Source organism: Pseudocitrobacter faecalis (assembly GCF_965231525.1).
In the GTDB taxonomy this organism is placed as follows: Bacteria; Pseudomonadota; Gammaproteobacteria; order Enterobacterales; family Enterobacteriaceae; genus Pseudocitrobacter; species Pseudocitrobacter faecalis.
Map to the genome: position 1 here is coordinate 3,790,900 of NZ_CBDDNJ010000002.1, position 12,879 is coordinate 3,803,778.

The following is a 12,879-nucleotide window of genomic DNA, read 5'->3' on the forward strand; positions in this document are numbered from 1 at the left end:
TATGGGCAAGCTCGCATTAGCAGCAAAAATCACGCACGTACCGTCGATGTATCTCTCTGAACTGTCAGGGAAAAACCACGGCTGCCGCCAGGGAGCGATCGACGGTCATAAAGAGATCAGCAAGCGCTGCCGGGAAATGGGCGTCGATACCATTATCGTTTTCGATACCCACTGGCTGGTGAACAGCGCTTATCACATCAACTGTGCGGATCATTTCGAAGGCGTCTATACCAGTAACGAACTGCCGCACTTTATCCGCGACATGACCTACAACTACGAAGGCAACCCGGCACTGGGGCAACTTATCGCCGATGAAGCACTGAAACTCGGCGTGCGGGCGAAAGCGCACAACATCCCCAGCCTGAAACTGGAGTACGGCACGCTGGTGCCCATGCGCTACATGAATGAAGACAAGCACTTCAAAGTGGTTTCCATTTCCGCTTTCTGCACGGTTCATGACTTTGCCGACAGCCGCAAGCTGGGCGAAGCGATTCTGAAAGCAATCGAACAGTACGACGGCACCGTAGCGGTACTTGCCAGCGGTTCGTTGTCGCACCGCTTTATTGACGACCAGCGCGCCGAGGAAGGCATGAACAGCTACACCCGCGAGTTCGACCGCCAGATGGACGAGCGCGTAGTAAAGCTGTGGCGCGAAGGACAGTTCAAAGAGTTTTGCAGCATGCTGCCGGAGTACGCCAACTACTGCTACGGCGAAGGCAACATGCACGACACGGTGATGCTGCTGGGGATGCTCGGCTGGGATAAATACGACGGCAAAGTCGAATTTATCACCGAACTGTTCCCAAGCTCCGGCACCGGCCAGGTTAATGCTGTTTTCCCGCTTCCCGCGTAAGGACGTTTTATGCCGCACTTTATCGTTGAATGCAGTGACAACATCCGCGAAGAAGCTGACCTGCCGGGGCTGTTTGCCAAAGTGAATCCGGCGCTGGCCGCCACGGGCATCTTCCCGCTGGCAGGCATTCGCAGCCGCGTGCACTGGGTCGATACCTGGCAGATGGCCGACGGGCAGCGCGATTACGCCTTCGTACATATGACGTTGAAAATCGGTGCGGGGCGCAGCCTGGAAAGCCGTCAGGAAGTCGGCGAAATGCTGTTTGAACTGATTAAAACGCACTTTGCCGCCCTGATGGAGAGCCGCCTGCTGGCACTGTCGTTTGAGATTGAAGAGCTTCATCCGGTACTGAATTTTAAACAAAACAACGTGCACGCGTTGTTTAAGTAAGGTGCAGGTTGCCCTCCGGCAAAAGACAGCACCGAACCGTAGGCCGGATAAGGCACAGCCGCATCCGGCAATGCCACAGGATATCGCCATGTTCGACAAACAAACTCACACCCTGATCGCCCAGCGTCTGGATCAGGCAGAAAAACAGCGTGAACAGATCCGCGCGATCTCCCTCGACTACCCGGAGATCACCATCGAAGATGCCTACGCCGTACAGCGCGAATGGGTTCGCCTGAAGATCGCCGAAGGTCGCACGCTCAAAGGTCACAAAATTGGCCTGACCTCGAAAGCGATGCAGGCCAGCTCGCAGATAAGCGAGCCAGACTACGGCGCGTTGCTGGATGACATGTTCTTCCACGATGGCAGCGATATCCCGACCGATCGCTTTATCGTGCCGCGCATCGAAGTGGAGCTGGCTTTTGTGCTGGCAAAACCATTGCGCGGGCCGAACTGTACTCTGTTCGACGTCTACAACGCGACGGACTATGTGATCCCGGCGCTGGAGCTGATCGACGCCCGCTGTCACAACATCGATCCGGAAACTCAGCGCCCGCGCAAAGTGTTCGACACCATTTCCGATAACGCCGCCAATGCCGGGGTGATCCTCGGCGGTCGTCCCATTAAGCCCGATGAGTTGGATTTGCGTTGGATCTCCGCTCTGCTTTACCGCAATGGCGTGATTGAAGAAACCGGCGTCGCCGCTGGCGTGCTGAATCATCCGGCAAACGGCGTGGCCTGGCTGGCGAACAAACTCGCACCGTATGACGTGCAACTGGAAGCCGGGCAAATCATTCTCGGCGGATCGTTCACCCGCCCGGTTCCGGCGCGCAAGGGCGACACCTTCCACGTTGACTACGGCAACATGGGTTCCATTAGCTGCCGTTTTGTTTAAGGAGAGAATCATGGAAAACACCTTTAAAGCGGCGCTGAAAGCGGGTCGTCCACAAATCGGTTTATGGCTGGGGTTGAGCAGCAGCTACAGCGCCGAACTGCTGGCAGGGGCGGGATTCGACTGGTTGTTGATTGACGGTGAGCATGCGCCAAACACTGTGCAAACCGTGCTCACTCAGCTTCAGGCGATTGCGCCCTACCCCAGCCAGCCGGTGGTGCGTCCGTCATGGAATGATCCGGTGCAGATTAAGCAACTGCTGGATGTTGGCACGCAAACGTTGCTGGTGCCGATGGTGCAAAACGCTGATGAAGCCCGTGAAGCGGTTCGTGCCACGCGTTACCCGCCAGCCGGTATTCGCGGCGTAGGAAGCGCACTGGCACGCGCCTCGCGCTGGAACCGTATTCCGGATTATCTGCAAAAAGCCAACGATGAGATGTGCGTGCTGGTGCAGATCGAAACCCGTGAAGCAATGAAAAACCTGCCACAGATCCTGGATGTGGAAGGGGTGGATGGCGTATTCATCGGCCCGGCGGATCTGAGCGCCGATATGGGTTATGCCGGTAATCCTCAGCATCCGGAAGTGCAAGCCGCGATTGAGCAGGCGATCGTACAGATCCGCGAAGCGGGCAAAGCGCCGGGGATCTTAATCGCCAATGAGCCACTGGCGAAACGCTATCTGGAATTAGGCGCGCTGTTTGTCGCCGTCGGCGTCGACACCACCCTGCTCGCCCGCGCCGCCGAAGCGCTCGCCGCCCGGTTTGGCGCGCAGGCCACAGCCATTAAGCCCGGCGTGTATTGACGCCGGATGCGCTGCGCTTATCCGGCCTACAACCGCACCAAATCGTAGGCCGGATAAGGCGTTTACGCCGCATCCGACAAACAGCAACACCAAACCGTAGGCCGGATAAGGCAACGCCGCATCCGGCAAACAGCAACACCAAACCGTAGGCCGGATAAGGCAACGCCGCATCCGGCAAGAACCGTTGTCGTACCCTACAAAAATCCCCTTAGAGGAATAGCCATGAGCGACACATCATCTGCACTGCCAAACCCCGCGGACGCGCATAAATCGCTGACGGCAGGCCAGCAGGCGGTCATCAACAAACTCTTTCGCCGCCTGATCGTCTTTCTGTTTGTGCTGTTTATCTTTTCGTTTCTTGACCGCATCAACATCGGTTTTGCCGGGCTAACGATGGGGCGCGATCTCGGCCTGAGCGCCACCATGTTCGGCCTCGCCACGACGCTGTTTTACGCCGCCTACGTAATTTTCGGCATTCCGAGCAACATCATGCTGGGGATTGTCGGTGCGCGCCGTTGGATCGCCACCATTATGGTGCTGTGGGGCATCGCCTCCACTGCGACGATGTTCGCCACCGGCCCCACCAGCCTTTATGTGCTGCGTATTCTGGTCGGCATTACCGAAGCCGGCTTTCTGCCGGGCATTCTGCTTTATCTCACTTACTGGTTCCCGGCCTATTTCCGCGCCCGCGCGAACGCGTTGTTTATGGTGGCAATGCCGGTAACAACCGCGCTCGGTTCCATCGTCTCCGGTTATATTCTGGCCCTGGACGGTGTGATGGCGCTGAAAGGCTGGCAGTGGCTGTTCCTGCTGGAAGGCTTCCCCTCACTGCTGTTGGGTATCATGGTGTGGTTCTATCTTGATGATTCCCCGGACAAAGCCAAATGGCTGACCGCTGATGATAAGAAAAACCTTCAGCAGATGATGGATAACGATCGCCTGACCCTGGTTCAGCCGGAAGGCGCAATCAGCCACCACGCCGCACAGCAGCGCAGCCTGTGGCGCGAGATTTTCACGCCGATTGTGTTGATGTATACCCTCGCCTACTTCTGCCTGACCAACACCTTAAGCGCCATCAGCATCTGGACGCCGCAGATCCTGCAAAGCTTTAACCAGGCCAGTAGCAACATCACTATCGGCCTGCTCGCCGCCGTACCGCAGATTTGTACCATTCTTGGGATGATCTACTGGAGCCGGCATTCTGACAAACACCAGGAACGTAAACATCATACCGCCCTGCCGTATCTGTTCGCCGCCGTGGGCTGGCTGCTGGCGTCCGCTACCGATCACAGTCTGATCCAACTTTTGGGGATCGTGATGGCCTCAACCGGATCGTTCAGCGCCATGGCCATTTTCTGGACTACCCCGGATCAATCAATCAGCCTTCGTGCCAGAGCGGTCGGTATCGCGGTGATCAACGCCACCGGCAATATTGGATCGGCGCTCAGTCCGTTTATGATCGGCTGGCTGAAAGATGTGACCGGCAGCTTTAACAGCGGCCTGTGGTTTGTGGCAACGTTGCTGGTTATCGGGGCAGCCATCATCTGGGCGATTCCGATGAAATCCTCTCGCCCGCGCGCCACGCCGTAAGGAGCAGGCATGTGTGAGAACCCGATTTACAACATCGACATCAGCACCGAATACGATGAAAGTCTGGGTACGGATGATGTGCATTATCAGTCCTTTGCACGGATGGCGGCCTTTTTTGGCCGCGATATGCAGGCCCATCGCCACGAACACTATTTCCAGATGCATTTCCTGCTGACCGGGCAGATCGAACTTCAGCTTGACGATCATCGCTACTCAGTAGAAGCGCCGCTGTTTGTGCTGACGCCACCGTCGGTGCCGCACGCGTTTATCACCGAATCGGACGCTGACGGGCATGTGTTAACAGTGCATGAGGATTTAATCTGGCCGCTGCTGGAGGTGCTTTATCCCGGCACGCGGGAAACCTTCGGTCTGCCGGGGATCTGCTTATCACTGGCGGATAAACCGGATGAACTGGCGGCGCTGGAACATTACTGGCGGCTCATTGAGCGAGAGTCAGTTGAGCAACTGCCGGGACGGGAACATACGCTGACGCTGCTTGCCCAGGCGGTGTTTACCCTGCTGCTGCGTAACGCAAGGCTCGATGACCACGCCGCCAGCGGTATGCGCGGCGAGCTAAAACTGTTCCAGCGCTTTAACCTGATGATAGACAGCCACTTCCACCAGCACTGGACGGTGCCGGATTACGCCAGCGAGCTGCACATCACCGAATCCCGGCTCACCGATATCTGCCGCCGTTTCGCCAACCGCCCGCCGAAACGGCTGATTTTCGACAGGCAGCTGCGTGAGGCGAAGCGATTACTGCTGTTCTCTGACAGCGCAGTGAATAACATCGCCTGGCAACTGGGGTTTAAAGATCCGGCGTACTTTGCCCGGTTTTTCAACAGATTAGTTGGGTGCTCGCCAAGCGTTTACCGGGCAAGGAAAGTGCCGGTATCGTAAGGGTTTTCCCCTCACCCCGACCCTCTCCCGCAGGGAGAGGGTGAAAAGCGCACTCACATTCACATTGGGCACAATCGCTCCCCTCTCCCTGCGGGAGAGGGCCAGGGTGAGGGCCCGATCACAAAACCCTCACCTCCCCGAAAAGTACCCGTCATTGACCCAAAAGTCTCTTCACGAATACCGGTCTAACCGCTTCAATTAAACAACAAAAACAAAACACAAATTTAACATTAAGACCAGTTACGCCCATTGGCGTTGGCTTTCCATCCGATTACAAAAAGAGAGTCTGACTATGAAACCTGAAGATTTCCGCGCCAGTACCCAGCGTCCGTTTACCGGTGAAGAGTACCTGAAGAGTTTGCAGGATGGCCGTGAAATATACATCTACGGCGAGCGTGTGAAAGATGTCACCACTCATCCTGCGTTCCGTAACGCGGCGGCATCCGTCGCGCAACTCTACGATGCGCTGCACAAACCGGAAATGCAGGATTCCCTGTGCTGGAACACCGACACCGGCAGCGGTGGCTACACCCACAAATTCTTCCGCGTGGCGAAAAGCCCGGACGATCTGCGCCAGCAGCGCGACGCCATCGCCGAGTGGTCACGCCTGAGCTACGGTTGGATGGGCCGCACGCCGGATTACAAAGCCGCTTTCGGCTGCGCGCTGGGCGCCAACCCGGGCTTCTACGGCCAGTTCGAGCAGAACGCCCGCAACTGGTACACCCGCATTCAGGAAACCGGCCTGTACTTCAACCACGCTATCGTTAACCCGCCGATCGATCGCCATTTACCGACCGATCAAGTGAAAGACGTTTACATCAAGCTGGAAAAAGAGACCGATGCTGGGATCGTGGTCAGCGGCGCAAAAGTGGTTGCCACCAACTCCGCGCTGACCCACTACAACATGATCGGCTTCGGATCGGCACAGGTGATGGGCGAAAACCCGGACTTCGCGCTGATGTTCGTCGCGCCGATGGATGCCGATGGTGTGAAGCTTATCTCCCGCGCGTCCTATGAAATGGTCGCAGGTGCAACCGGCTCCCCGTACGACTACCCGCTCTCCAGCCGCTTCGATGAGAACGATGCGATCCTGGTGATGGATAACGTGCTGATCCCGTGGGAGAACGTGCTGATCTACCGTGATTTCGATCGCTGCCGTCGCTGGACAATGGAAGGCGGCTTCGCCCGTATGTATCCGTTGCAGGCCTGTGTGCGCCTGGCGGTGAAGCTCGACTTTATTACCGCGCTGCTGAAAAAATCACTCGAATGTACCGGCACGCTGGAGTTCCGTGGCGTGCAGGCGGATCTCGGTGAAGTGGTGGCCTGGCGCAACACCTTCTGGGCGCTGAGTGATTCGATGTGTTCGGAAGCAACACCGTGGGTCAACGGCGCGTATCTGCCGGATCACGCGGCCCTGCAAACCTACCGCGTTATGGCGCCGATGGCCTACGCGAAGATCAAAAACATCATCGAGCGTAACGTCACCAGCGGGCTGATCTACCTGCCATCGAGCGCGCGCGATCTGAATAATCCGCAGATCGACCAGTATCTGGCGAAATACGTACGCGGCTCAAATGGTATGGATCACGTCCAGCGCATCAAGATCCTCAAACTGATGTGGGATGCGATCGGCAGCGAGTTCGGCGGGCGTCATGAGCTGTATGAGATCAACTATTCCGGCAGCCAGGATGAGATCCGCCTGCAATGTCTGCGTCAGGCGCAGACCTCCGGCAACATGGACAAAATGATGGCGATGGTTGATCGCTGCCTTTCCGAGTACGACCAACACGGCTGGACCGTGCCGCACCTGCACAACAACGCTGATATCAACATGTTAGACAAGCTGCTGAAGTAACGCAGCGGGAGACCACCATGCAAGTAGATGAACAACGTTTACGCTTTCGCGATGCTATGTCCAGCCTGTCGGCGGCGGTGAATATTGTCACCACCGAAGGCGAGGCGGGCCGCTGCGGGATCACCGCCACCGCGGTGTGCTCGGTAACCGATACGCCGCCATCGGTGATGGTGTGTATCAACGCCAACAGCGCCATGAACCCGGTATTTCAGAGCAATGGTAAGTTGTGTATTAACGTGCTTAACCACGAGCAGGAGCTGATGGCGCGCCACTTCGCCGGGATGACAGGGATGGCGATGGAAGAGCGCTTTACCCTCTCCTGCTGGCAAAAAGGGCCGCTGGCGCAACCGGTGCTCAAAGGTGCGCTGGCAAGCCTGGAGGGCGAGATAAGCCAGGTGCAGACCATCGGTACGCATCTGGTGTATCTGGTCGAGATTAAGAACATCATTCTCAGCGAGGAAGGACACGGGCTGATTTACTTTAAGCGCCGTTTTCATCCGGTGATGATGGAGATAGAGGCGGCAGTGTAAAACCACCACCCTCACCCTAACCCTCTCCCTGAGGGAGAGGGAACCGACCGCACCCTGGTTTGAGTCCTGCGCTGTTTTCTCCCTCTCCCTCAGGGAGAGGGCGGGGTGAGGGTGGTGGTGTAAAATTTACACTGTGATCTCAATCACATATTCCCCACCCGCTCACTTCTTACCCAACCGCTCACCTCCACACACAACCGCTTAACGCCCCATACAACCACTCACGACTTTACCCAACTTTACGCGCGTGAATCTCTGGCAAGATGCTCATCAGCATAGCAGTCATACCTCCTCACTCATTAAACACAAAACCCATACAGCTTCGGCTCATTATTAATCTTAAAAAACCAGGTTTTACTATGGATACCAAAAAGTTATTCAAGCACATACCCTGGGTGATTCTTGGAATCATCGGCGCGTTTTGCCTGTCCGTTGTGGCATTACGTCGGGGGGAACACGTTAGCGCCCTGTGGATCGTGGTCGCGGCGGTTTCTGTTTATCTGGTGGCCTATCGCTACTACAGCCTCTACATCGCCCAGAAGGTGATGAAACTCGACCCTACGCGTGCAACGCCGGCGGTCATTAACAACGATGGCCTGAACTACGTGCCGACCAACCGCTACGTACTGTTCGGCCACCACTTCGCCGCGATCGCCGGTGCGGGCCCGCTGGTTGGGCCGGTGCTGGCCGCCCAGATGGGTTACCTGCCAGGTACCCTGTGGCTGCTGGCGGGCGTGGTGCTTGCCGGTGCGGTGCAGGACTTTATGGTGCTGTTTATCTCCACGCGCCGTAACGGTTCTTCGCTGGGTGAGATGGTCAAAGAAGAGATGGGCCGCGTGCCGGGCTCTATCGCCCTGTTCGGCTGCTTCCTGATTATGATTATCATCCTGGCGGTGCTGGCGCTGATCGTGGTGAAAGCCCTGGCCGAAAGCCCGTGGGGTGTGTTCACCGTTTGCTCGACCGTACCGATTGCGCTGTTTATGGGTATCTACATGCGCTTTATTCGCCCGGGCCGCGTGGGAGAAGTCTCCGTTATCGGTATTGTGTTACTGGTTGCCTCTATCTGGTTCGGTGGCGTCATCGCCCACGACCCGTACTGGGGCCCGGCGCTGACCTTTAAAGACACCACCATCACCTTCACGCTGATCGGTTATGCCTTTATCTCCGCTCTGCTGCCGGTTTGGTTGATTCTGGCACCGCGCGACTACCTCGCCACCTTCCTGAAAATCGGCGTTATCGTTGGCCTGGCAATCGGCATCGTGATCCTCAACCCGGATCTGAAAATGCCAGCCGTGACCCAGTATATCGACGGTACCGGCCCGCTGTGGAAAGGTGCGCTGTTCCCGTTCCTGTTTATCACCATCGCTTGTGGTGCGGTGTCTGGCTTCCATGCGCTGATCTCCTCCGGCACCACGCCGAAGCTGCTGGCCTGTGAAACCGACGCGCGTTTCATCGGTTATGGCGCAATGCTGATGGAGTCCTTCGTGGCGATTATGGCGCTGGTTGCAGCATCCATCATCGAACCGGGTCTCTACTTTGCAATGAACACCCCGCCTGCGGGCCTTGGCATCACCATGCCGAACCTGCACGAAATGGGCGGTGAAAACGCGGCCATGATTGCGGCGCAGCTGAAAGAAGTGACCATTCACGCAGCGGCAACGGTCAGTTCCTGGGGCTTCGTGATTTCGCCGGAAGAGATCCTGCAAACCGCGAAAGACATCGGTGAACCGTCTGTTCTGAACCGTGCCGGTGGCGCGCCAACTCTGGCAGTCGGTATCGCACACGTGTTCCACAAAGTGCTGCCGTGGGCGGACATGGGCTTCTGGTACCACTTCGGTATTCTGTTTGAAGCGCTGTTCATCCTCACCGCGCTGGACGCCGGTACCCGTGCGGGCCGCTTCATGCTGCAGGACTTGCTGGGCAACTTCATTCCGTTCCTGAAGAAAACCGATTCTCTGGTAGCAGGTGTTGTGGCGACCGCAGGTTGCGTAGGCCTGTGGGGCTACCTGCTGTATCAGGGCGTTGTCGACCCGCTGGGCGGCGTGAAGAGCCTGTGGCCGCTGTTTGGTATCTCTAACCAGATGCTGGCCGCTGTGGCGCTGGTTCTCGGCACCGTTATCCTCGTGAAGATGAAACGCAGCAAATATGTCTGGGTCACCATCATCCCGGCATTCTGGCTGCTGGTCTGCACCACCTGGGCGCTGGGTCTGAAACTGTTCAGCACCAACCCGCAGATGGAAGGCTTCTTCTACATGGCGAGCCAGTACAAAGCGAAAATTGCAGCAGGTGGTGAACTAACGGCGCAGCAAATCGCCAACATGAACCACATCGTTATCAACAACTACACCAACGCAGGCCTGAGTATTCTGTTCCTGGTGGTGGTGTACAGCATCATCTTCTACGGTTTCAAAACCTGGATGCAGGTGCGTAATAACGAAGAACGCTCCGACAAAGAAACACCTTATGTTCCTGTGCCGGAAGGCGGCGTGAAGACTTCTTCACACCATTAATTTGCCAAACCCTCCCTCTCCCTTTGGGAGAGGGCCGGGGTGAGGGAAAACGCACTCCCCGGCCCGTCAGAGATGACTCGCCGGGCTTTATTCATACACACAAATCATTCAAGTTGCATCACAAAACGCGGTTAGCGTTTTGAACAGCGCTTGCGCTGGCCCCGAAGGGGCGAGGCTGTAAGCCGAGTCACGCGGCAAGGGAGTGAATCCCCAGGAGCGTACATAAGTACGTGACTGGGGTGAACGAGCGCAGCCAACGCAGAGGCAGCTTGAAGGATGACGTGTATATCTGGATAGCACAATGTTTGGTAACTTAGGTCAGGCGAAAAAATACCTCGGTCAGGCGGCGAAGATGCTGATCGGCATCCCGGACTACGACAACTATGTCGAACACATGAAAGCCACGCATCCGGACAAGCCGTACATGACCTACGAAGAGTTCTTCCGCGAGCGGCAACAGGCGCGCTACGGTGGAGACGGAAAAGGCGGCATGCGCTGCTGTTAGAAGGAGAGAACATGACCCCGATTGCAGTTACCCTACTTACCGGTTTTCTTGGCGCGGGCAAAACTACCCTGCTGCGTCATATCCTCAACGAACAGCACGGCTTCAAAATCGCCGTCATTGAAAACGAGTTCGGCGAAGTTTCTGTTGATACCCAGCTAATAGGCGACCGCGCCACGCAAATCAAAACCCTCACCAACGGCTGCATCTGCTGCTCCCGCGCTAATGAACTGGAAGACGCCCTGCTCGACCTGCTCGACAGCCGCGATCGCGGTGAAATTGAATTCGACCGCCTGGTGATTGAGTGCACCGGCATGGCCGACCCCGGCCCGATTATTCAGACCTTTTTCTCTCATGACGTCCTGTGCGAGCGCTACCTGCTGGACGGCGTGATTGCGCTGGTGGATGCGGTTCACGCCGACGAGCAGATGAACCAGTTCACTATCGCCCAGTCACAGATTGGCTACGCCGACCGCATCCTGCTGACCAAAACCGACGTCGCAGGCGACACCGAGAAGCTGCGCGAACGTCTGGCGCGCATCAACGCCCGCGCGCCGATTTACACCGTCGTCCACGGTGATATCAATCTCGATCAACTCTTCAACACCAGCGGCTTTATGCTGGAGGAGAACGTGCTGGCGAGCAAACCGCGCTTCCACTTTATGGCGGATAAGCAGAATGATGTGTCGTCGATTGTGGTGGAACTGGATTACCCGGTCGATATCAGCGAAGTGTCGCGCGTGATGGAAAACCTGCTGTTGCAATTCGCCGATAAACTGCTGCGCTACAAAGGGATGCTGTGGATCGACGGCGAACCGAACCGCCTGCTGTTCCAGGGCGTACAACGCCTCTACAGCGCCGACTGGGACAGGCCGTGGGGCGATGAAACGCCGCGCAGTCAGTTGGTGTTTATTGGGATTCAGTTGCCGGAAGAAGAGATTCGGGCGGCGTTTGCGGGGTTGAGGAAGTAAGGTATGGGCCGGATAAAGAGCAAAACGTTATCCGGCCCTGCATTTTACTCAAAATAATCCATGTCCAGTTTTGGCACTTTCAACAATCGTGACGAAACACCGACTTCGTTTTCAATCATCAGATGCACCAGACGTTCCCCGTCCACCAGCACCATTCCCTCGACGGACTGGGCAAAATCTCGGGCGTGAGCGGTAAATCCGGATGTGGTAATAAACACCCCACGCTTTGCCTTTTGTCCAGCAAGAGCACCATAAAACGCCTGTAATTCTGGCCTGCCTACGGTGTTCTGCCAACGTTTCGCCTGAACATAAACTTTCTCCAGTCCCAGTTTATCAAGAGAAATTACGCCATCAATACCGCCATCTCCCGTGCCTCCGACACGTTGTAAATCGTCACGATGTCCGCCGTAGCCAAGACGGTGTAATACATCGAGGACAATGACTTCAAAACGGGAAGGCGAAACTTGCAATAAGTTCTCCAAAACCTCTTCAGCAACGGCATCCCGGAGCTCTTTTAACGCCTGATCCAGCCGATCATCAGGGCTACTTTTCTCCAGCTCTTCACGATTTAAAACTTCAGGTCGGGGATCCAAATCAACCGCATCCGATTGTGATTTCAATTTCACATTCATGAAATCAAAGGCCAGATGATTAGCTTCCTGCTCCGTCATCTTATGGGGATGAGAGGCTATCCAGTTAAAACCAGCAGGGGTTAAACACCACTTTCCGCGGGATAAACTCTGAGACAACCCGGCGCGTTTTAAACGATCGTGCGCCCACCCTGCCCGGTTTTTATAAACAAGCTGCCCACTGGCAATAACTTTCGCTCGCTGGATATCATCAAGCTGTAAAGCATCCGCAGCCGCTTCATGTACATCGCGGGCAGCAGCTCCTTCCGGTTTTGTCGCCAGGTAACGAATCACCGGTTCAATAAACTTGTCATATGTTGGAACAGTCATTACTCATCCTTGTAGGCTGGAGAATATCGCTGGCGGAATTTTACAGCATTCAGCACAGGCGCAATACCTTATAAATTAGCCATTTGATACAAAATCAGGTTATTGCCTGAGCGGAAGCAGAAGACTAA

General features: G+C 56.2%; 12 protein-coding genes. 11 read left to right on the forward strand and 1 reads right to left on the reverse strand.

The window, feature by feature from the left end; all coding sequences use genetic code 11:
* The first annotated feature begins 1 nt into the window (after position 1).
* From hpaD to yjiA, 11 genes are all read left to right on the forward strand, one after another.
* Positions 2-853: a 3,4-dihydroxyphenylacetate 2,3-dioxygenase gene (hpaD, locus tag ACOXYR_RS18465; protein ID WP_421356711.1), complete on the forward strand. Its 852-nt coding sequence runs from the start codon at positions 2-4 to the stop codon at positions 851-853.
* A gap of 9 nt (positions 854-862) precedes the next feature.
* On the forward strand, positions 863-1,243 hold the full coding sequence (locus ACOXYR_RS18470) for a 5-carboxymethyl-2-hydroxymuconate Delta-isomerase (protein WP_108475425.1): 381 nt from the start codon (positions 863-865) through the stop codon (positions 1,241-1,243).
* Between the two features lie 88 nt (positions 1,244-1,331).
* A complete protein-coding gene (gene hpaH, locus ACOXYR_RS18475) occupies positions 1,332-2,135 on the forward strand; it encodes a 2-oxo-hept-4-ene-1,7-dioate hydratase (protein ID WP_015966059.1) in 804 nt (267 codons plus the stop codon).
* Between the two features lie 10 nt (positions 2,136-2,145).
* Positions 2,146-2,934: a 4-hydroxy-2-oxoheptanedioate aldolase gene (gene hpaI / locus ACOXYR_RS18480; protein ID WP_189623724.1), complete on the forward strand. Its 789-nt coding sequence runs from the start codon at positions 2,146-2,148 to the stop codon at positions 2,932-2,934.
* Positions 2,935-3,156: 222 nt separating this feature from the next.
* Complete coding sequence (gene hpaX / locus ACOXYR_RS18485) at positions 3,157-4,524, forward strand: 4-hydroxyphenylacetate permease (RefSeq protein ID WP_415727660.1); 1,368 nt, start codon at positions 3,157-3,159, stop codon at positions 4,522-4,524.
* Positions 4,525-4,533: 9 nt separating this feature from the next.
* Positions 4,534-5,424 (forward strand): 4-hydroxyphenylacetate catabolism regulatory protein HpaA, encoded by an 891-nt coding sequence (gene hpaA, locus ACOXYR_RS18490; RefSeq protein WP_108475421.1) that lies wholly within the window; start codon positions 4,534-4,536, stop codon positions 5,422-5,424.
* A 292-nt stretch (positions 5,425-5,716) separates the two neighbouring features.
* Positions 5,717-7,279, forward strand: coding sequence for a 4-hydroxyphenylacetate 3-monooxygenase, oxygenase component (hpaB, locus tag ACOXYR_RS18495; protein ID WP_108475420.1), 1,563 nt, complete (start codon positions 5,717-5,719; stop codon positions 7,277-7,279).
* A gap of 17 nt (positions 7,280-7,296) precedes the next feature.
* Entirely contained in the window at positions 7,297-7,809 is a 513-nt protein-coding gene (locus ACOXYR_RS18500; RefSeq protein ID WP_421356729.1) for a 4-hydroxyphenylacetate 3-monooxygenase reductase subunit, read from the forward strand.
* 359 nt (positions 7,810-8,168) lie between these two features.
* Positions 8,169-10,319, forward strand: coding sequence for a carbon starvation CstA family protein (locus ACOXYR_RS18505; protein WP_015966065.1), 2,151 nt, complete (start codon positions 8,169-8,171; stop codon positions 10,317-10,319).
* Between the two features lie 301 nt (positions 10,320-10,620).
* Entirely contained in the window at positions 10,621-10,824 is a 204-nt protein-coding gene (locus tag ACOXYR_RS18510) for a YbdD/YjiX family protein (RefSeq protein WP_015966066.1), read from the forward strand.
* An 11-nt stretch (positions 10,825-10,835) separates the two neighbouring features.
* On the forward strand, positions 10,836-11,792 hold the full coding sequence (gene yjiA / locus ACOXYR_RS18515) for a GTPase (RefSeq protein WP_421355625.1): 957 nt from the start codon (positions 10,836-10,838) through the stop codon (positions 11,790-11,792).
* A 44-nt stretch (positions 11,793-11,836) separates the two neighbouring features.
* Here the strand turns inward: yjiA and ACOXYR_RS18520 are convergent, their stop codons facing one another.
* The gene (locus ACOXYR_RS18520) at positions 11,837-12,751 is read right to left on the reverse strand and encodes a restriction endonuclease (RefSeq protein ID WP_421355626.1); all 915 of its coding nucleotides are present in this window, start codon (positions 12,749-12,751) and stop codon (positions 11,837-11,839) included.
* Positions 12,752-12,879: the final 128 nt, after the last annotated feature.

Excerpts from the sequence above, each read along its gene's own strand:
- hpaD (WP_421356711.1), top strand. The coding sequence starts at position 2 with ATGGGCAAGCTCGCATTAGCAGCAAAAATCACGCACGTACCGTCGATG.
- ACOXYR_RS18470 (WP_108475425.1), top strand. The coding sequence starts at position 863 with ATGCCGCACTTTATCGTTGAATGCAGTGACAACATCCGCGAAGAAGCT.
- hpaH (WP_015966059.1), top strand. The coding sequence starts at position 1,332 with ATGTTCGACAAACAAACTCACACCCTGATCGCCCAGCGTCTGGATCAG.
- hpaI (WP_189623724.1), top strand. The coding sequence starts at position 2,146 with ATGGAAAACACCTTTAAAGCGGCGCTGAAAGCGGGTCGTCCACAAATC.
- hpaX (WP_415727660.1), top strand. The coding sequence starts at position 3,157 with ATGAGCGACACATCATCTGCACTGCCAAACCCCGCGGACGCGCATAAA.
- hpaA (WP_108475421.1), top strand. The coding sequence starts at position 4,534 with ATGTGTGAGAACCCGATTTACAACATCGACATCAGCACCGAATACGAT.
- hpaB (WP_108475420.1), top strand. The coding sequence starts at position 5,717 with ATGAAACCTGAAGATTTCCGCGCCAGTACCCAGCGTCCGTTTACCGGT.
- ACOXYR_RS18500 (WP_421356729.1), top strand. The coding sequence starts at position 7,297 with ATGCAAGTAGATGAACAACGTTTACGCTTTCGCGATGCTATGTCCAGC.
- ACOXYR_RS18505 (WP_015966065.1), top strand. The coding sequence starts at position 8,169 with ATGGATACCAAAAAGTTATTCAAGCACATACCCTGGGTGATTCTTGGA.
- ACOXYR_RS18510 (WP_015966066.1), top strand. The coding sequence starts at position 10,621 with ATGTTTGGTAACTTAGGTCAGGCGAAAAAATACCTCGGTCAGGCGGCG.
- yjiA (WP_421355625.1), top strand. The coding sequence starts at position 10,836 with ATGACCCCGATTGCAGTTACCCTACTTACCGGTTTTCTTGGCGCGGGC.
- ACOXYR_RS18520 (WP_421355626.1), bottom strand. The coding sequence starts at position 12,751 with ATGACTGTTCCAACATATGACAAGTTTATTGAACCGGTGATTCGTTAC.